Below are 18772 nucleotides of genomic sequence, written 5' to 3' on the forward strand. Positions count from 1 at the left end.
CAGTTCCGTGAAATTGTCCTCATGTTCGCCATCATCAACATAGAAAAGCTCTGTGAGCCTCTCTAACTACCATTCAGAAGCTATTCAACAAAGCACCTCGACGAGGTCCTCAATCTGCTGTTCGTATTCTGGCACTGTTTCCCACTCGTAGAACTGGTCGTAATACTCGAAGATCTCGAAGACGCCGAAGGTCTGCATCCAGCTGTACTGCTCTTTCTCGCGCTCGGGTGGGTAGGTTCGCTTCAGGATATGGGTTTTGTCGATATACGACCGCGATTCGATCAGGAGTCCGTGTTCGATGAGTGCGCCGCCTTGGTCGTGTTCGCAGATACCGAGGATGTGGTGTGAGTCGTCGGCGATGAGCTTGAATTTGAGAATCGGGTGAAGGACGAGATCGGTATCGGGGAGGAAATCATCCATCCTGTAGGCGACAGCATCGTCGCCCGTCTCTCGGTTAATATGGTACTTGAGCTGGTTCACGCGATCGACGTCGCTCTCAGCGAAACTCCCTAAAATGAAAAATCGATTATCGGCCTCTGCGGCGATATCCGCCCAGTCGGCTCGAAAGTGATTGAGACCCTCGTACTCCTCCGGCGTTAACGACCTGTAGTGGTGCCGTTGAGCTCGGGCCTCGAGGTCGCTCTCTGAGGAGCCGTCCGGCATTACCATCTCATTCGCACGCCCGAATTAAAACTCTTTCGACCACAGCGGTCTACACCAATGTGGTTAACGCCGAAGCATTTATAGCGCCGGCGACTATATACTAGCGTGAACACAAGCAACACAACCAGCACCGATCGATACCGGTCGGATAACCTGTCTCAGACCGGTACTTCGCCGCTCCCATCCTCTGTCAGGGACGGGAGTACGACACCACAGCGATAGCTACAGCAGATACCAAATCGACTGTAGCTGTCCCTCAAAACCATGGCCCACAACACGACGCATCGGGATCAGCCCGATACGACCGATGCAATCGACAGTACGGTTGAAAACCAGCGACAGCGCCTGAACGTTGTTACGCAAGAGACCCGGTTTGTCCTGATTCAGAATATTCTCTCCCATCCGCAGCAGCTTCCCACGCTCAAAGAGCTCGACTACGTGAATCCGAGCAAAAGCAAGAGCACCATCCGCGAACATCTCGAGGTGCTGATCGAGCATGGGATCGTGGCGGAGCGGACGCTTCCGAAGGACCAACGTAAGCGCGATTTGCCGTGGCGCTTCTACGGTCTCACCGATGTCGGTCGCGACCTATTGGAGGAGGTGGGACTGCTTGGGGCTGAGGGTACGTTGCAGGATATGTTCGAGATGTTGGAAACGACGGATAAGATCGAAAAATACGCGCAGGCCCCACGCCCGGGGGATGAGAGTGTGGATGAGGAACTGACCGGTAGCAATGCGCTTGCTGCCTACATTCGAGACCAGAAAGCGAACACTCACAGCGTCGGTGACCAGGTTTCTGTAGCTACTGCTCTGCATGAGGACGGGATCGGGCCTGACCACGAGGGTCTGACTCGAAACGAAATCGCGGAACAGCTGGCATTCGAGTATTCGTCACGAACGGTGCTGAACCATCTTGTTGATCTCGACATCCTCGAAGAGTTCCAGCCACCTGGTCCGTCGACGTACGTAATCAGCGAACGACGGGATCAGATAATCAACGGTGAGGTTGAGGAGACGCTTGATGTGGAAATCGAGCGTCTCATCGACCATATGGTGGCCCATATGGACGATCGGATTGTGCCTATGGATGACGGACAGCCTGGGGATCGGGTCGTTATCGCGGACGGCGCTGGTCGAACGATCCGATCAATCTTAGCTGAAGAATTTGAGATCCCACAGGAAGATGTTGAGTCCTATCTCCGTGAAGGGGATCGACTAGCAAAACTGAACCAAGCTGTTGACGCGATTGAAGAGAGTGAAGACATCGATAAGGGAGATGGTTATGGGCGAGTCATCTTCCGAAACCCTGCCTACCGCTATCGACTCTCCGAGTTTGGAATGGCTCTAGCTGAGAACGGTCTTAGTGTGGAAGGATAGCAATCTATACCTATAGAATTTTCTATACCACTTCCAATAGCAGTCTTACGAGGCCGAGACCAGACCACTATTTGCCGAACAGCTGTGTGGTTTTCCTTGATCTACCTGTACTTGGACTTGTCCACGAGTCGAGCGTATCTCATATCATCCCGAGCAATCTCCCCAGCATCATCGCCCGTCATCTGTATTGGGGACGTCGTACCGGGGTTCACATCTAACATCGACCGCCAGATCTCTGCCGTGATTTCGTGATATTCCATTAGCTGGACGACTTGCGTCAGCTGACGATCGTTGATATCGGGCGGGAGGATAATGCGCTCGATCAGGTCTTCTATATCGACTTTTAGATTGAAGCCTGGATCCGCATCGAGTTCCATATCGATATCCCCCGTTTCACTCACCTCCAGATCCAGATCGTTGAGCTCCTGTCTCGCTAGGAGGCGCAACTCTTTCTCATCCCCGAAGGCGATACGCTTGTGGAATACCCGGTCGACGCCATTTGCTGCGAAACGCTCGTCGCTTCCCTTGTATTCTTTGTAGTTGACTTTCCCGATCAGTACCTCCCGATCAGCCCGGTCCGTTGCTGACGAAAGCGTATCCAGGGTTGTCTCGACGGCAACTCCATTTCCATCGTTGATGTATGCATTCCAGAAGACAGCCGACTCCTCTCCACCGTACCGCCAACAGGATACGAAAGACTGCTTCCGAAGGATTTCGTCTTCTGCGGCGTACACCTGCCGCAGATCATACGGCGGTGGATCATCTTCAAATTCGAGGTACTCCCACTGATCAAACCGATGTCGGACCGTTTTATCGGAGACTCCCCCTTCGTAGTCATCGTCGAAATTGTCGAGTCGGCTGAACCAAATCCCGTCCTGTAGTAACGAAACGAATTTCGAGAGATCAAGGTATTTACGAACCAGAATAGGTTCCTCATCGGATCCCTCGGGCAGCTCCGGCGAATCGCCCAAATCTGGGGCTGTAGTTGTGTTCTCTACGGTTTGTTCGAGTCGGGAAGCGACGAAATCGCGACGAGTTTTCGAACGGATTTCATCAGAAAGAAACTCTCGAATTTCCTCTTCGTCGTGATCCTCTTGGAGAATCTCCCGTAGTGCGCTATCGTGTTCACCTGTCGCCTCAATGACTGCATCGAGGTAATCCATATCCACAATCTTTCTGACCATCACAAAATAACTGGGCTCCGAATCTCGTTTGCGAATATCTCGTTTCTCTGACTGGCTATAGCATTCCTCGAGAACCCGATACGCGACGCATTCACGGCGCTGGTCGCCCACGACGGCTTCTGGGCGACCGAGCCCCACCGCAGTATCGACTACTACGTCGACGATATCGTGTTCGGCAATCAGACGCCCGAGGAGGTTGCCACCGCAGTCGAGCAAGCACTCGAGGACATGGACTTGCTCGAGGATGTGTTATAGGGATTGTCGTAGCCAACCGAAGGGTTTCGGGCCCGTCTTTTGTCACTGTGTCCCAGTTTGTTCCACGGAAACTATGGACTCCTACAACAATCCCTATAGAACTCGACGGCTTCGGCTGGGCTACTGCGACCGAGCTCCTCCACGTCCTCACGTCGGACACCTACGCAATCCTTAATGAGCGTGCGGTGGCTGGGATGGCGGGCCTCGGTTACGACGCCCCCAACAGACAGACAGCTTCTGTCGAGGGGTACTGGACTTCGTCGACGATGTGCGGGGGTACAAGAAGTACGGTCTTCGGGCGGTGGTCAACGAGTCCGAGTCAGCACCAAACGTCCCCGCGGCTGCAGAAGATCTTGAGGCAGCGAACGCCACGTTTAGTGCCCACTATGATGCAACGCCTTCGACATCGATCGTGAGGGATTACGTGAGGAACAAGCCGGTGATAGACAGCTCAAAGTACCCAGCGAGCTGTGTGAACGAATCGATGAGAAAGTCGCAAACGATCCAACGTACCGGGATGTAGAGGACTTCCTCTATTCGGCTGTGCAGAATGAATTGACTACTAACTGATCGACACTGATTACTGGTAATAACCGATTACGACAACGATTCGTTCTCTTTGCGTGCTTTCGCCGTCATCGTTAGCACCCACTTATTAGCAGCGTTGCGCCACCCCATCGGCTCGTACGCACGTCCGCGGCCCACTTCGTCGCTCTCGATGACTGCCGTAACCACGTCGTCGAATCGGATGATCCGCTCGATATGGTCCGTGGGGTTCGTGAGCGCGTCCTCGAGCGGTACCTCGACGTCTAGTGCAGCTGCGGCGACTTCGCGAAGCGTTGTTGGCACATCGTCGGGCTCCTTCTCGCCGCCAGCATCCGTCTCGTCGGTTTCATCTGAATCGGCGTCTTCGATTTCTCCGCCGTCAGCGATCGACTGAGTCTTGTCGTCGCCAGCGTCTTCGGACTCCGGCGCTTGGCTTTCTTGCTCGTGCAAGTCCTCAAGAAACCGTGAGATCTCTTCTTCGAGGAGTGGCAGCATCTCTCTGTTGTTCGGGTCGAAGAATGCCCGTCCAGTCCGCTCATGTAGAATGAACCGACCGCCCCCTTGTGAGACTTCGTCAACGACGTTGATACCTTCGAGATGGTCAAGGAGTGTGTTCACACCGTATTCGAGCCGGTCGCCGAGGATCTCCTTGAGATCGCTCGTGGGTATCTCGCGGTCGTTGGTCTCGAAATACTCGTTCGCGTAGAGCCAATTCGCGAGCTCGACCATGCTCTCGCAACTGTCGAGATGGCCCTTTTCGTCGCGGATATACTGTTCGAGTCGGTCAGTGTCGTCGGAATCGTTGGTACTCATCGTGTAGTGTGATGGTTTCTCAATCACTACAGGTAGCAGTTCCTCGGCGTGAGTCCGGGCACTGTTCGAGAAGTAGGCGTTCACGGCACTGTGAGCGGGCTCTTACCAGACAACGTCGCATTCCCAACGGCCTACTTCAACAAAGGAGCTGTCTGAACTTAATTGTTTTCCACCCTATTCTCTATATTACTATTGTCTTATACACAGTGGGCATATTCTAGGTCCTCGAAATAGGTTCGAGTAACCAGTTTCACCCAGGATTTCCAAATTTAGATTTCTTAGAATCGGACATATTGTACCAATATGTTAAAATTATAGCTCTCGTATAATCGAGAACGAGGATCAACGGATGAAAGGCTACCATAGTCGGATGACACCGCCAGGAAGAACTCGGTACGATGACAGCATCAATGCGTTATCTGACGATACTGGCGGAACTGAACACGGCTTCTTGTTCAGCGCTGGGTATGAGAGTTCGATGGCAACACGTATCGGTGACGAAGAGGCTGATGATTCGAAAGCCGAACGACTCTGAGAGTTACACGAGGGTCGACATCAGTCAGATGGTAAACACAGCGTTCGTGAGAGCCGGAGAGACAAAAAGCGAATCCCGCAGGCAATCTGTTCAGCATTGCCTCTGGCATCGCATGAACGCCATAAGATTATCAGCGTCGTTCAGGACCCCGATCTTTCCTGGTTTGGAAATCAGAAAGCGCTCTGTAAGGCAACACTCGGTGTTGTTGCAGTCGTTATCGATGAGCGCGAACGCGATCTCGAGATATTAGACGACGCGACCTTGCGGTGCAGCTGCGACAACAGAGAGCAGGAACGTCGTCATCGGTGACCGTACTTAACCAACACTTGTCGCCGAGGAAGGTGGAATGTTGGTTAATAATATTAGGATTGACCAGTCGAATTCTGGAACCGTTCTCGGAAACAAGCTATCAATCGGAGAATTCGAGTGACAGAGTCGAGGTACACGCTAGTCTCGCCCCTTTCCTGAAACGTGGAAACGCCACGCCGCGGCTTATCGGGACCGACGACGACTACTCGATTATGCCCAATCATTCGACGCCGAACCGGTTGACAGTGAATCAGCCAATCCGAGATGCTGATCGTAATCGACGAACGCTCGCTGACCAAGCCGATTCGACCGCAGACGGGATGTTTCTCCCCTCTCTCGAGGACAGGGTCACGTTGCTCGACATCGAGGGCGACCGCGGCGTTCCGATCCTACAATCGCTCGTGCTCGATCATCTCCTCCTGCACGACGGGCCCGCCTTCTGGGTCGACGCAAATGGTCACGCGACGACGACGACACTCGCTCAGATCGCGCCAAGTCAACGGTTGCTCAACCGAATCCACGTCGCACGCGGATTTACCGCCTACCAGCACTACGGCGCCGTCTGTGATCTCCCGTCAGCGGCGAATAAGGTAATCCAGATGTCCACCGCCGACGCCCGGGCGGCCGGTCGAGGGGCGCCAGGTCGTGACGAGGACACGTCGACCCACACACCCGCCCTCATCGTCGCGCCGGCCGCCGACGCCCAGTACCGCGCCGACGATACCCTCGGCGAGACTCACGCGAAAACCCTCCAGGCCCGAACTCTCGCCCGGTTGGCGACCTACGCCGATGGGTACGACATCCCGGTGCTCGTTACGCGAAACGAACGAAACGAATTCACCGAATCAGTCGCGACGGTCGCCAACCACCACCTGGAGTGCGAGCAGACCCGGATGGGGGCACGGGTCGTCGGCGAGGACTTCGAGACGCTCGTCTATCCCGTCGACGACGGCGCGTACTACCAGACGACGTTCGCGTACTGGCGGCAGTTGCTCGCGGCGCGCGCCACAGAGGTCGGCGTGGAACCGACAACTCCGGCGCCGTCGACGCCGACCCCAGAGGGTGTCGGGACGGGCGTCACAGTAGACGGTGAGACAGTGTCGGCCACCGCGGACCCCTTACTCGATGCGTGGACCGCGACCGGGACAGGAGGTCGATAGCGATGGGGCGCACAAACCCGACGTACCGGGATGCGCTCCGGGCCATCGAAGAGCGCTGGGCGGAGTTCCGCCGGGCACTGCGGCGTCGCGACCAGCCGCGATTCGACCGACTGTTCGAGTATGCCCGCGAGCACGCCGACGCGAGTGGGCTGTTGAACCACCAGAACCCGCTACTGCCGGCGCTGCTCAGCATCGATCTCGAACAGGAAACCCGACTCGATGAACACGAAGACCGCCTCGCTGAACTCGAAAACGCACTCAATGAGAGGAACAATCGACAGCAACTCTCCGAGACGGGTTCCACAGAGGATGGGTTGCACTGATGGTTTTTATGACGGGATACTAGCCCCTTCGTATGGCAACGGATCGCTTCCAGAGAATCAACGATTTGGAATCGGGTGATCGAATTCGGATCCACCTTACCGGGGACGGTCCGGTTGAGGCTGGTGGTGTAGCGTTTCCGAATCCGTGGGAGACCTCCGTCGGAAGTGTACATGAAGAGAGAAAGGATCCCCGGAAGGGAGATGAGGTCCGACATATCGAATTTCATCGGACAGTGCGTCTCGATGCACCTGACGAGATCGTGCCGCCTGATCACGTCGTGTTGAAAACTGTACATCGGATGGACCAGGAGAACACGCTTCAGCTGACATTCAAACAGCTGATCGAAGATAGTCCTGGTCACTATACTCTCCATGCCTTGGGATTCGAGGATCTCGAGGTTCTCGAGTGAATCCGTATCGAATATAGCACCTCAGTTCCGTGATCAGTAGACTTAACCAACATCTCGTAGGCTGCGTTGGTTTTGTTGGTTAAGATAGCGGGGAAGAGGAACCAGCGCCCTGGAAATGTTTACGGAAGATGGTTGGAAAGAGCCAAATTCGCATTCCAAGCCTTTCGCAGCCGTGTCACACAGATTCCCTGAACTTCGGAAGCGACACACTGTCAATTATCGGGTGAGCGCACGTTGGCGTGCCTATACTGGAGGGTGACAAATAGAAAATCTCGCTGAGTCGGTGGCCGGACGTCGACTACCAGCAGCTCGCGAGCCGGTCGACGTACTCGAGCTACGGCCGCGTCGGCCACTCACCGGCGCGGTACAACGTGCCCGGCCGGGCGATCATCGACGAGTCGAACACGTTCTTCTACGGAGAGACGAACCTCGACGGCGTCCTCGACCTCGTGTCGCGCTCGAAAAAGCCCGTCCAGGAGCTCGCGTGGGCGTCGATCGGGAACGTGCTCACGGCGATCCAGATCTGTGAGGCCCACGACCGCGGCGTCCTCGTTCCGTGGAACTCCTGGCGCCACGAGTTTTACAAGCCGATGGGGACGCTCCACGACGCCGACCGTGGCGGCTTCATCTTCGCGCCGGAGGTCGGCTTCCACGAGAACGTCCACGAACTCGACTTCTCCTCGTTGTACCCGAACATCATCTGTACCCGGAACGTCTCGCCGGACGTCATCCGGTGTAGCTGCCACAGCGACCGCGAGGATGTCCCCGGTCTCGGGTACTCGATCTGCGACGACCAGGGCAACCTCGTCGACGTGCTGCAGCCGATCATCGACGCTCGCGACGAGATCAAGGCGGCCATCCGTCGCGAGAAGGAACGGGACAACCCCGATGAGGACCGGCTGGCGGAACTCGAGGGGCGTTCGGGAGCGCTGAAGTGGATCCTCGTCGCCTGCTTCGGCTATCAAGGGTTCAGCAACGCGAAATTCGGCCGCATCGAGTGCCACGAAGCGATCAACGCGTTTGCTCGCGAGATCCTACTAACGGCGAAACAACGGCTGGAAGCTGGCGGCTGGCGCGTCGTCCACGGCATCGTCGACTCCATCTGGGTGACGCCGGACCCCGACCTCGACGACGAGTACCGCGAGGACCTCGAGACGCTCACGACGGAGATCACGGAACGTGTTGAGATTCGGCTCGAACACGAAGCCCACTACGACTGGGTGGCGTTTGTGCCGCAGCGCGAGAGCGACGCTGGTGCGTTGACGAAATACTTCGGGAAGGTCGCCGGCCACGACGAATTCAAGATACGTGGTATCGAAGCTCGGCAGCGCTCGACCCCATCGTTCATCGAGGACGTCCAGCGGGATTGTCTCGAACGGCTCGACGCGACTCGATCCCCGGATGCCGTACTTGACTGTCTTCAGGACGCGATCAGTCGCCTCCACGCTGGGACGGTGCCGGTCAAGCAGCTCGTCGAACGGAATCGTGTCTCCAAGCCGCTGGAAGGGTACACGCAGAACACACAGAACGTGGCGGCGCTAAAGCGGGCTCGCGACCAGGACCTCGCCATCCACCCGGGACAGGACATCGAGTACGTGGTCGTCGACGACGAGAAGAGTTCGCGAGAGCGGGTCGCGTTGGCTCACGAAGAGACGGAGTCGTACGATGCGTCGTACTACGAGACGCAACTCGTCAGAGCTGTCGAGAGTGTGCTGGCACCGCTTGGCTGGGATCGGACGGAGATTCAACGCGAGATCGCGGAAACTCGGGAAACGGACCTGGCCGCCCTCACCGAGATTGAGAGATGTTAACCAACACTATCGAGGTGTCGAGTGATTTGTTGGTTAATTCTGAGTGGAGACACGGAAGGGAGCTGGAGAGAATACCTCGTCCACACACCCCTCGTCCACACACCCCTCGTCCAGAGTGAAAACCGACCAGAGGTGTGGGGTGAGGTCCACGGGAAACGGGGGTTCTTGTGGGAGGATATCAGCAAGAATCACGGAAAGACTGCCTGAAACGGGAGAAAACGGAAGAAATGGAACAGCGAACACGAGCAGCGGTTCGAAAACACCCAGACGAATGCCGCCTTCGTCCTTTTCTTTGTGCTGAATGCACTTGGGGGATGGTAGGAAGTGGGTAGTAATAAAGCCTCTAGGTAATACTATGAAGATTGGTATGTTTAGAGGATCTTCGACTGTGTGACGACCGCTGTTAGAGGGATACACGCCTCACGTCTTGTGATTTCAGTACTTCCCAGCCGACTCGTCGTGTGGTTTCCACCCGGTGAACTGTGGGACTCTCGTAGCGTTTCACTCTGGACGAGGGGTGTGGGGGTTCGATTCCGTCGTCCGTGTATTATGAGACGTTGAAGGAACAATCGTCATTCTGACTATTCGCCAACCAGCGAAGCGGCACCAAAGCCGAAATCGGATTAGTATCTCCCGACCTTCCTCGTCAACCGGAATCAGGAGGCCCAATCCCGACAGTTCCGATTGTACCCTGCTTTGCTTCGGCTGGAGATCTGATCTGCGTCTTCACTCTTGATTGGGGGTGCCGAGCAACGCTCGACACCATCACTCGAGGTTCACACTCCATTCCAGCTCGTCACACCGGCGCTTTCACTCTGGACGAGGGGTGTCTGCCGTGCATCAGACGCCCAGGGCCGATGTGTCCTCTCATAGATATGATTGATTACCCGGTTCGGGAGATACACTCTGGACAGGGGGTGTCGTCTCAACCAAGTACGCTGCTCCCGGATGGAGGACTATTCACTCTTGACCAGGGGTGTGTCAAACCCGCTCCAGTCTGGCGTTTTCACTCTGGATTGGGGGTGCCGGTCTGCGTCGGTAACTCTCGCTCCGAATCCGATTTCACTCGGGACCGACTCGACCCTTTGTGAGGATGATACGCCAGCGACAAAACATCAGAAGACGACCATAGCCCGATTTACACTCTTGTCGAGGTAGCCAAATCATTAAGTAGGTCCCATCCGCGATGTCTGATATTGATGGCTGAGGAACCGTCCCAACTCTCTGACTTCGACGGCCGCTACGAGGATCCCGCTGACGATCCCCTCTTCGACTTTGATGAAGACGACCCCGACCGAGCCAACATTTTCGCTCGCAAGGAGCTGCTGAAGGTTGGCCACGTCCCTGAAAGCGGACGTATCGTCGGCCGAGATGGCGAGATCAAGGCCGTGGCTGCTGAACTCAGGCCAATCGTTCGTGGCGATCCGCCCAACAACGTGATTATTTACGGCAAAACGGGAACCGGGAAGTCACTCGTTGCCCGTCACGTCACTGAACGAGCTCGGCGAGCCGCGGAATCGAACGGTGTGTCCGTGGGGACGGTCTACGTCGACTGCGCGCAGCATAACACACAGACACGCGTCGCGAGGACGGTGACACGTTCACTCAACGAGACGGACGAGACTGACTTCGATATTCCACGCGCAGGGATTGGCAGCGGTGAATACTACGACTATCTCTGGGAGATTCTGGATACTGCCTACGAGTCAGTCATTATCATTCTCGACGAGGTGGACCGACTCGATGACGATGATATTCTTATGCAGCTCTCACGGGCTCGCGAATCGGGGAAAGCTGATTGCCACCTGGGCGTCATCGCAGTCAGCAACAAGATCGAGTATCGCGACCAGCTGAACGAGCGCGTCAAGTCCAGTCTTCGCGAGGAAGAGTTCGTGTTCCAACCCTACGACGCGAATCAGCTGCGCGAGATAATGAAGCACCGACGGGACGCGTTCCACGATGGTGTTCTCTCGGACGATGTAATTCCGCTGACGGCGGCATTAGCCGCTCAGGAACACGGTGACGCCAGAAAGGCAATCGAGATTCTTCGTCATGCTGGCGAGCTTGCCGAGCGAGAAAACGTCGAGACGGTCGTTGAGGAACACGTTCGCGATGCCCAGGAGTGGGCTGAAATCGATCGGTTCGAGGAGCTTCTCCGTGGATCGACGACACAGGTTAAATTCATCCTCTATTCTCTCGCGCTGCTCACCGAAGAGAATCCGAACGAGGATGGATTCTCTACCAACCGGATTTACGAACGGTATCAAGCGACGACAGAGAAGGCTGATGCGAAGACTCTCAGCGAGCACCGCGTCTACGAGCTGTTGAAAGAGCAGGCGTTCCTCGGTGTCGTTGAATCAACTCGGACCGGGGGTGGCCGGGGTGAAGGCAGTTATCTCGAGCACCGGCTGGTTCAGGATACCGGTATCGTGCTGAAATCTGTCCTCCGGGACAGCCGGTTGGAAGACTTGGGCTAGTCCCGTTTCGGTCGCTGACCACACCCCTGGTCACGAGTGTATCTCTCGACACGTCGGGCACGTGGGGTGGGTGGGTGTGTATCTGCTTCGATTACTCGTCTGGATTAACTGGACTCTTGTACTTCGACTTCACTCTGTCACCTTCCCGCCACTGCCAGTAGTAGTAGCGGTTGTCGTTGATCTCCTTGATCGTAATCGTAGCCTTCGACGGGACGTCGTCCGGAAGATCGTCTGGCCGCTCGTCGATTTCGTCGTCCTCCGATTCTTCCTCGAGACGCGCTTCGCGAGCTTTGTGTTCTGCCAGTTCCTCGGCGTAGCGTGCGACGTGCTGGAGCTGGTCCGGCGAGTAGCCGTTGAGTGTGTTAACGATATCCGTCGGGAGTTCCGCCGGCGGCGTCGGTGGCTCGTAGGACATCAGCGGTCGCCTCGTGTTAACCAACAAAATGCGTATTGGCATAGATTTGTTGGTTAATGAGATATCGTCCCGTCACGGACTGAAGAGTATGAATAGAAAACTATTCAAAAATAGCAACCCGGGAACGCTGTCGATGTCAAACCAACGGCAATCAATTAAACCTCACCGTGGAGGAGGTCGATAATTCAATTGCTGCTGTGAAACTCACGAGCATTCTCTTTCTGACTCACGGTAGGAAACGTCGAGATCGAGATCGTCGTACATACGATTGAGCATAGCAAGTGCCGACTGAAACGTCGCATAATGCTCCCGCATGAACGCTATCGTCTCGCGCCGAGAGATGACTGGATATCCTTCGACGTGGTCGGGGTCGAGCATGGAACGCTCGTCGAAGACGACTTGGAGAGGGCCTTCAAACGAGTCCTCCGGTCGACGCTCAAATCCTGTCGGGATTCCAAATCGTTCGAAAAAACGCTGCCAAGCGTCGACATCCTCCTCAAGGACGGCAAGAAAGAGCGGGTAGTCGCCGGGCTCGCGACCAACCTGGTAGCCGCCCTGAGTCCACACGTAGACGGCGTCCACCTGTGTAAAGGCGAAGAGCCAGTCACCGAACTGTGGGAGTACGTACGCCTCTTCGATGGACGGTGGATTCACGGCGTCACTCGTGGCCAGCAGGTCTCGTGCCGCCTTACGGACGCGATCGTCGGTCACGAACAGTCCATCATCATATCGAAGATACCCTGCATCCTCTAGTTGATTGACTGCTTGTCGAACCGTTTCGTAGGGGGTGTGGAGATGTTGGGCTACCGTTCGGATCGAATCCCCAGGATTGACCGCGAGCAACACTCTAACAGCCGTCTCATCAAACGGTTCGTACATCTAATAATTACCAATATCATGGTAACAGTCAAATAGATCACTACACTTTCGGCTATGCCGTTCTGAACGGCCTATGCAATCCGTCTGACTGACTCAAGTCCCGAGACACCAGCCAGTCTGTCTCTGACTTCCTCCTCGCCAATCGCCGTAGCCCACCGGACCGTAATTTCGACGGTAATGAGTGTTGCCGACAGCTGTGGCTCGATACTATCCAGTTCGTCAATCGTGACGTCATCGATAGTTTCGGGCCGCGAGAGACGCTTCTCAGCGTCAGTGACGAGGTCCCCATCCGCGCCGCAGGGGATTCGAATCGTCACGACGGCAATTGTCGTCGAGTCTAGGTCAGTGGTATTGGATACTGCCATATTATCATCTCCGTTGAGGCGCGTCTCACGGGCCAGATGTTCGACAACTGTACTCCGAGTGCGCGAGGGACGATTCGAACGTCCGTCTCGGTCGTGGCACGACCGCGTGTTTCCGAACTCCACCACTCGCGCATCCTCAAATCCGAACTGGGCTAGGTCGGCTCGAACGCCTCGATCTCATCGATGATCTGTTTCGGATTCTCGGCGTGTTCGATGAACGAGAGGACGTTCTCCGACCATCCCGAGATGTTGTAGACGTTCTCGTAGCCTTCTGGCGTCACCAGGTCGCCGTAGGCCGCGAGATCGACGAGATACAGCGCGGTGTCCGCAGACACCTCGTCTCGATACGCATCGAACGCGTCTTTGACCGTCTGGGAATCGCGGGCCGTGAACGGCGTGTTGTCCCAGATCTGCATATCGGTGAAGACGACGATGCGTTCAACAGCATCCCCTCGGTCGTGGAGGTGCTTGATCGCCCTCCAGCCGTTCGTCGAGTTTCCGACATCCTCGTCGATCGCCAACACCGCCGCTTGGCGCTGCAGGACTGGCGTGTCGACGTGCATCGGAACGGTCTGGAAGTCGTCGCCGAACCCGCCGACGTCAGCACCCTGGTTGGCCAGGATCGCACCGAACAACGCACCGATCTCCTTCAGTCGGAGCGTGCTGTTCGCGGACAGCGGCTGATCCATCGATCCCGACAGGTCGACCGCGACAAAGGTATCGCCGAATCCGCCAGGCACCGTCTCGACCGCGACATCAATTGCGTCTTCGAGCCACTGCTCGACCGTCGGTGCCTGGACATCCGCGTCTTGCAGCGCGGTGTAGGCCTGGTAGTACCGGAACGGGTACAGCGGCGCGTGGCGGACGGCCTCCAGGTCGAGGTGATCCACGACGGTGTCCTCCGGAACGCCGGCTTCGAGCATATTCCGGAGGTTCCGGATCGACGCGAAGATGGGCAGCGTGTACTCGTCGTCCTCGATGAGCAGTTCCCAGGCGGCTTGGGTGTTGCCGCGCTCGGAGATAACCGTCTCCCACGTGTTCGGCGCCGGCAACGGGTCGACGTCGGGATAGTCGTCGAGGCCACCACGCATGAACCGCTCGAAGAGCGCTTCCTGCTCGGCGTCGATGGGCGTGGGGTGGACGCGGTTGAAGACGTCGTGCAGCGTCACCTCGCGCCGCGACAGCTCGTACTTGCCCAGCGTGTAGGCGTCGGCCATTTCAACCAGCGCGTCCTCGATCCCGCGTCGAAGCGGCCACGGCGCAGTCCCGCCGAACAGCTGATCGTGGACCGCGAGCGCGGTGGCCGTCTCGTCCATCCGCTGGATGATCGCCGGCGCCCATTCGCGGATGAGCGACTCGGGGGAGTCGTCCTTGAATCGGTCGTCGTTGGCTGCCAGTACGAGTAGCACTTGTGGGATGTCCCGCAAGTAGAGCTCCTGGCGCGCATAGGCCGCGAGCTTCAGGACGAACTCCGGGTCCTCGTTTGCGGCGGCATCGAACTGGCGAACGACAGCAGCGAGCTGTTCGTCATCGGTCTCGTAGAACGAGCCCTCCAGCAGCTGGTTGATCGTGCGCTTGTACAGTGCGAGTCGGGGGTCGGCAGGCTCGAACGCTTCGCCACCCTCGTAGTTGGTGGTCCGCGTTGCCTCCGCGACCGTTTGCTTTGGCGTGTTGAATTCCATCCTATCACCCGGAGCCGCAACAGGCGACTCCGATCGTAGCTGCCCACAAGCTCTGTGAGCAGCGAGTCTCGGGAGAGAAACTTCCCGAACCAGCCTCGCATCGCTCGGCTGGACGTTCCCGGCACGATTCGAACGTGCGACACCCGGCTTCGAAGGCCGGTGCTCTGTCCTGACTGAGCTACGGGAACACGAGTGGCCGGACAATTTCTGGAGCGAACGACGGGATTCGAACCCGTAATGTGCCATCGACGTAGCGCTCCAGATCGACGGCCACTGGCGACACGACGACCGGAAAACTGTCGGAGCGGGACCGGTGTCGAGCGTCCTCTCGTACGCTCTTTGTCCGGGATGTTCTCGATGGGTTGTGCCACCGACAGGATTTGAACCTGCGAGTTCCTGGCGAAGCAACGCTCCGACTCGACGGTCGCCACGTGCGGTCGAGCAACTGGTGGTGCGACGGGCTATGACTCCCGTTGGTGTGCTTTGCGGGCGAAGAAACGCACCACCTCGACGACCACACGCTTGGGGAACGCTGACCGTGACAGCGTCACGGATCCGTGGCTGCCCGCTATGTCAGACACGGAAAAACGCTGTCAGGGCCAGCCTCCCCGACTGCTCCCGAGGGGAATCGAACCCCTGGCCTCCAGTTTGAAAAACTGGCGTCTCTCGCCAACGGAGACTCCGGGAGCGCTGGAGAGTAAATCAAGCACCGAGGTGTGGGCACGCACGGGTCACTGCAGCCGTTCGAAGCCCTCGAGTTGCCCGTGCGTGAACGTTACTTGATACGTGACGAGTGTCTCGAGACCCTCGAAGGAGTGTTTGAGCTTGAAGCGGCCGTGGTAGTCGTCTCGTTCGATCCAGCCGTCGTGGACTCGGTTCCGACTGCCGGCCATGTAGCGAAAATCGTCCTCGTCGACGTCGTCACGGCTCGCGTATGGCCGGTCTTCCGGCGGGACCGCTTCGGTGTGCCACTCCTCTTCGAGGAGCCGACCGTCCGCCGTAATCCGAAATGTGGTCATGATCGGTCGATCGATGCCTTTCGTCTGCCAGTCGACATCCTCGGCAGGAGTAATCCCTTCGGGGTACTCTGGCAGGTGGACGTCGTCGTAGAGTTCGACTGTATCGAATAGTCCCATTGTTGTCCTCCATTGCGGGACCAGGAGTCGAACCTGGGCCTCGGGGATATGAGCCCCGTGGACTGCCATTATCCTATCCCGCAGCACACAATTCGGAACTCACTCATGGGCATCTCTCAGTTCTCCACAGCTGTCCGTCCCTCAGTCTCGTCGGCTGGAAGTGAGAGGTCTCGGACTGTTGGAGAATGCTCCAGCCCGGATTCGAACCGGGGGCTCGGCCGTGAGAGGGCCGTGAGTTTGGCCGCTACTCCACTGGAGCGGGTTGGCCTCGTCTGGAACGGGTCGTCGGCCAGTGGGACGGGCAGGATTCGAACCTGCGTGTTCTCGTTACAAGTGAGATGAAGGAACTCTCTCGCACCGGGTCTCCGGTGAAAACTCGGTGAGTGTGTGTGAATGCCAGGCTCTTCCACCGTCCCGCAGTCTCCCCGGCACGACTCGAACGTGCGTCTCCTCCTCTACAGGGAGGTATCGTAGCCGCTAGACCACAGGGAGAAAATGTCGCCGCGAGGATTCGAACCTCGGAAGGACCTACGCCAGCGGGTCTGAGCCGCTTCTCGTTGACCACTTGAGTACGGCGACGTAACGGTGAAGCGAGAATTGTCTCCCGGCACGATGGCCGGATGCCGCCACCAGGATTCGAACCTGGGAAGGACTAACCACACGGGTCTCGACCGTGTCCGTTCGACCACTCTGGCATGGCGGCGCAATTCGAGAATCGCCGGCGACTCTGCGAATCACTTCGGCACGCAGCGGCGGGAGAGCGATGTCAACTGCCCCGCGCACGGTGGCGCGGGGCTTGTCAGTGAACTCGGCCTCTGCCGACCATAGTTAGTCGGACGAGACAAAGCCCCGGTTCGGCGTCACCGTTCCTGACTTCAGGGCGAGTTGACTGTCGCCCGTCCGCCGCGACGACTGTAGGCCGCGACGGACATACCGCCACCCAATATTCTTCGCTCCAACATAGTCCGCGTTCGCTGTCGTATCACACCTCTCGCACTCAAACTCTGCCTGTGTTACGCGGTTCCCTTTACTCGTGTGTCCACATTCGGGACACCGACGACTCGTATTCTCCGGATCGACGTACTCTACGCAGATGCCTTCCGTCTCGGACTTGTACTCCACGAGATCAACGAGTTGCCGATGCGCCCACTGGTGGAACTCTTTGACCGGCGGCACACGGTCTCTGATGTGGGTCAGATTCTCGAATGCAATGTATTCACAGTCGTGATTCAACGCTTCTTCGATAATGTCGTTGGCCACGCGATGCAGGACATCCCGAACGTAGCGGGACTCTCTGCCGCTCATCTGCTGGATGGTGCGGTGTGCGGACTGCGTACCGGTCTGTTGGAGACTGCTTCGAATCCGCTCGAACTCCCGGTGTCGATGTCTGACTTCTCTGCCGGACGCGAAGTACGCCGTTGAGGTTGTGGCGATGTTGACGATGCCGAGGTCGACGCCGAGAACTGTCCTGTCCTCGTCGTCGCCCTGTTGTTCGACCTGTTTCTCGGGCTTCGGTTTGCGAAAGCCGAGATGCAGGTAGTAGTCGCCATCACGCCGAGAAAGCGTGGATTCGGTGAGCTCCCAGTCCTCATCGTTGAGGTACTGGTGTTGGTAGCCGTCTTCGTCGTCCGGCAACGCGAGATCGCACCGGATGCGGTCGTCAACCGTTGTAAGTGAGACTGTTTCGTCGTCGAACAGCGTCATCGTCCGGGTGTCGTATTTCACCGTGGTGGCGGTGAACTCCGGACACGAGGTTTTGTATTTCTCGTCTAGTTCTTTGATTTCTTCGACGCCGGAGAGTGCGGCTGCGGCTTGGTGGGTGGCGAGGATTGCGTGTTGGCTCCCGAGACGCGTCTCCTCCAGCACCTCGTCGTAGGCGAGGTCTTGGAGGTATGTCTTCCGCGTTTCACCCGTTTGCCATCCGATCCGACTGCTGATGTTGCAGGCATCTTGCCACTCGTTGATGGTGGCGTCAAGCAGATCTTGTTGCTCGGTGGTGAGGATGGGGCGGGTGATTGCGGTGCGTCGCAGGTAGTCGTCCGCCACGGTTTTCAATAGATATATGAGGTACTTAGTAATCGGTGGTTTGTGGCAGTGGGTGTTGGTTTCCTCCCCGCCCACCGGTGGGCGGGGAACCCGCCTTGCTATCTAATTTGAACACTCGTGTCCTTGCGGACGCTGCGGTTCCAACGCAATCCCTTGACCAAGCTAGGGAAACCCCGCCAACGGTGAGATGGAGAGTCGAACTCCGAAGCCTCGCGGCTCTCGGTTTCACACCGAGCGCGGTCGCCTATCCGCATGTCTCACCATCTCCGTCGGAACTTGCTCCGACAAGCCCGCCTCGCGTTTCTCACCGGGACACCGGAAGACGCGCATTACTCAGCTTCTGACCCTCACTACCGAGGCGAATGTGCTCATCAGCATCCAGTCAC

At 57.2% G+C, this 18772-nt stretch carries 14 protein-coding genes, 9 tRNA genes and 1 pseudogene; 6 read left to right on the forward strand and 18 right to left on the reverse strand.

Annotated features, from left to right (window positions below):
• Window positions 1-84: 84 nt before the first annotated feature.
• The gene (locus tag BM113_RS19700; protein WP_143095864.1) at window positions 85-663 is read right to left on the reverse strand and encodes a DUF8170 family protein; all 579 of its coding nucleotides are present in this window, start codon (window positions 661-663) and stop codon (window positions 85-87) included.
• Between the two features lie 264 nt (window positions 664-927).
• On the opposite strand from BM113_RS19700, the gene BM113_RS22725 reads away from it, so the two are divergent.
• The gene (locus BM113_RS22725) at window positions 928-2040 is read left to right on the forward strand and encodes a winged helix-turn-helix domain-containing protein (RefSeq protein WP_245758119.1); all 1113 of its coding nucleotides are present in this window, start codon (window positions 928-930) and stop codon (window positions 2038-2040) included.
• Window positions 2041-2141: 101 nt separating this feature from the next.
• Here the strand turns inward: BM113_RS22725 and BM113_RS19710 are convergent, their stop codons facing one another.
• The gene (locus tag BM113_RS19710) at window positions 2142-3440 is read right to left on the reverse strand and encodes a DUF2971 domain-containing protein (RefSeq protein ID WP_143095865.1); all 1299 of its coding nucleotides are present in this window, start codon (window positions 3438-3440) and stop codon (window positions 2142-2144) included.
• 636 nt (window positions 3441-4076) lie between these two features.
• Window positions 4077-4922, reverse strand: coding sequence for a hypothetical protein (locus tag BM113_RS23120; RefSeq protein ID WP_089789714.1), 846 nt, complete (start codon window positions 4920-4922; stop codon window positions 4077-4079).
• 1080 nt (window positions 4923-6002) lie between these two features.
• Here BM113_RS23120 and BM113_RS19720 point away from each other — a divergent pair.
• From BM113_RS19720 to BM113_RS19740, 5 genes and pseudogenes are all read left to right on the forward strand, one after another.
• On the forward strand, window positions 6003-6842 hold the full coding sequence (locus tag BM113_RS19720; RefSeq protein ID WP_089789715.1) for a hypothetical protein: 840 nt from the start codon (window positions 6003-6005) through the stop codon (window positions 6840-6842).
• A gap of 2 nt (window positions 6843-6844) precedes the next feature.
• Window positions 6845-7165: a DUF8156 family protein gene (locus BM113_RS19725; protein WP_089789716.1), complete on the forward strand. Its 321-nt coding sequence runs from the start codon at window positions 6845-6847 to the stop codon at window positions 7163-7165.
• A gap of 32 nt (window positions 7166-7197) precedes the next feature.
• Window positions 7198-7575: a hypothetical protein gene (locus BM113_RS19730; protein WP_089789717.1), complete on the forward strand. Its 378-nt coding sequence runs from the start codon at window positions 7198-7200 to the stop codon at window positions 7573-7575.
• Window positions 7576-7847: 272 nt separating this feature from the next.
• Window positions 7848-9386: pseudogene (locus BM113_RS19735) on the forward strand (type B DNA-directed DNA polymerase); the annotation flags it as partial.
• Window positions 9387-10585: 1199 nt separating this feature from the next.
• Window positions 10586-11863, forward strand: coding sequence for a Cdc6/Cdc18 family protein (locus BM113_RS19740; RefSeq protein ID WP_089789718.1), 1278 nt, complete (start codon window positions 10586-10588; stop codon window positions 11861-11863).
• Window positions 11864-11954: 91 nt separating this feature from the next.
• Here BM113_RS19740 and BM113_RS19745 read toward each other — a convergent pair whose 3' ends face one another.
• The 15 genes from BM113_RS19745 to BM113_RS19810 form a co-directional block, all read right to left on the reverse strand.
• A complete protein-coding gene (locus BM113_RS19745) occupies window positions 11955-12278 on the reverse strand; it encodes a DUF6788 family protein (RefSeq protein WP_089789719.1) in 324 nt (107 codons plus the stop codon).
• 204 nt (window positions 12279-12482) lie between these two features.
• Window positions 12483-13157 (reverse strand): MarR family transcriptional regulator, encoded by a 675-nt coding sequence (locus BM113_RS19750; protein ID WP_089789720.1) that lies wholly within the window; start codon window positions 13155-13157, stop codon window positions 12483-12485.
• Between the two features lie 71 nt (window positions 13158-13228).
• A complete protein-coding gene (locus BM113_RS19755; protein WP_089789721.1) occupies window positions 13229-13522 on the reverse strand; it encodes a hypothetical protein in 294 nt (97 codons plus the stop codon).
• Between the two features lie 59 nt (window positions 13523-13581).
• Window positions 13582-13654: transfer RNA gene (locus BM113_RS19760), tRNA-Gly, on the reverse strand.
• 20 nt (window positions 13655-13674) lie between these two features.
• Window positions 13675-15204 carry a TROVE domain-containing protein gene (locus BM113_RS19765; RefSeq protein ID WP_089789722.1) on the reverse strand — a complete coding sequence of 510 codons (1530 nt, stop codon included), beginning with the start codon at window positions 15202-15204 and terminating at the stop codon, window positions 13675-13677.
• Between the two features lie 113 nt (window positions 15205-15317).
• Window positions 15318-15392 (reverse strand) — tRNA-Arg (locus BM113_RS19770).
• A 425-nt stretch (window positions 15393-15817) separates the two neighbouring features.
• Window positions 15818-15893 (reverse strand) — tRNA-Glu (locus BM113_RS19775).
• Window positions 15894-15935: 42 nt separating this feature from the next.
• Window positions 15936-16340: a hypothetical protein gene (locus tag BM113_RS19780; protein WP_089789723.1), complete on the reverse strand. Its 405-nt coding sequence runs from the start codon at window positions 16338-16340 to the stop codon at window positions 15936-15938.
• Between the two features lie 12 nt (window positions 16341-16352).
• Window positions 16353-16423 (reverse strand) — tRNA-Met (locus tag BM113_RS19785).
• 103 nt (window positions 16424-16526) lie between these two features.
• Window positions 16527-16599: transfer RNA gene (locus BM113_RS19790), tRNA-Glu, on the reverse strand.
• A gap of 34 nt (window positions 16600-16633) precedes the next feature.
• Window positions 16634-16756 (reverse strand) — tRNA-Thr (locus tag BM113_RS22455).
• Window positions 16757-16760: 4 nt separating this feature from the next.
• A tRNA-Tyr gene (locus BM113_RS19795) sits at window positions 16761-16832 on the reverse strand.
• A 4-nt stretch (window positions 16833-16836) separates the two neighbouring features.
• Window positions 16837-16919 (reverse strand) — tRNA-Leu (locus BM113_RS19800).
• A gap of 42 nt (window positions 16920-16961) precedes the next feature.
• A tRNA-Leu gene (locus tag BM113_RS19805) sits at window positions 16962-17043 on the reverse strand.
• Window positions 17044-17168: 125 nt separating this feature from the next.
• Window positions 17169-18386: an RNA-guided endonuclease InsQ/TnpB family protein gene (locus BM113_RS19810; protein ID WP_089789724.1), complete on the reverse strand. Its 1218-nt coding sequence runs from the start codon at window positions 18384-18386 to the stop codon at window positions 17169-17171.
• Window positions 18387-18772 lie beyond the last annotated feature (386 nt).

Origin of the sequence: Natronobacterium haloterrestre (genome assembly GCF_900112205.1) — an archaeon.
Taxonomy (GTDB): domain Archaea; phylum Halobacteriota; class Halobacteria; order Halobacteriales; family Natrialbaceae; genus Natronobacterium; species Natronobacterium haloterrestre.

What these genes read in the sequence shown, in the direction of transcription:
- BM113_RS19700 (WP_143095864.1), bottom strand. Translation starts at nt 663, where the DNA reads ATGCCGGACGGCTCCTCAGAGAGCGACCTCGAGGCCCGAGCTCAACGG.
- BM113_RS22725 (WP_245758119.1), top strand. Translation starts at nt 928, where the DNA reads ATGGCCCACAACACGACGCATCGGGATCAGCCCGATACGACCGATGCA.
- BM113_RS19720 (WP_089789715.1), top strand. Translation starts at nt 6,003, where the DNA reads ATGTTTCTCCCCTCTCTCGAGGACAGGGTCACGTTGCTCGACATCGAG.
- BM113_RS19725 (WP_089789716.1), top strand. Translation starts at nt 6,845, where the DNA reads ATGGGGCGCACAAACCCGACGTACCGGGATGCGCTCCGGGCCATCGAA.
- BM113_RS19730 (WP_089789717.1), top strand. Translation starts at nt 7,198, where the DNA reads ATGGCAACGGATCGCTTCCAGAGAATCAACGATTTGGAATCGGGTGAT.
- BM113_RS19740 (WP_089789718.1), top strand. Translation starts at nt 10,586, where the DNA reads ATGGCTGAGGAACCGTCCCAACTCTCTGACTTCGACGGCCGCTACGAG.
- BM113_RS19745 (WP_089789719.1), bottom strand. Translation starts at nt 12,278, where the DNA reads ATGTCCTACGAGCCACCGACGCCGCCGGCGGAACTCCCGACGGATATC.
- BM113_RS19750 (WP_089789720.1), bottom strand. Translation starts at nt 13,157, where the DNA reads ATGTACGAACCGTTTGATGAGACGGCTGTTAGAGTGTTGCTCGCGGTC.
- BM113_RS19755 (WP_089789721.1), bottom strand. Translation starts at nt 13,522, where the DNA reads ATGGCAGTATCCAATACCACTGACCTAGACTCGACGACAATTGCCGTC.
- BM113_RS19765 (WP_089789722.1), bottom strand. Translation starts at nt 15,204, where the DNA reads ATGGAATTCAACACGCCAAAGCAAACGGTCGCGGAGGCAACGCGGACC.
- BM113_RS19780 (WP_089789723.1), bottom strand. Translation starts at nt 16,340, where the DNA reads ATGGGACTATTCGATACAGTCGAACTCTACGACGACGTCCACCTGCCA.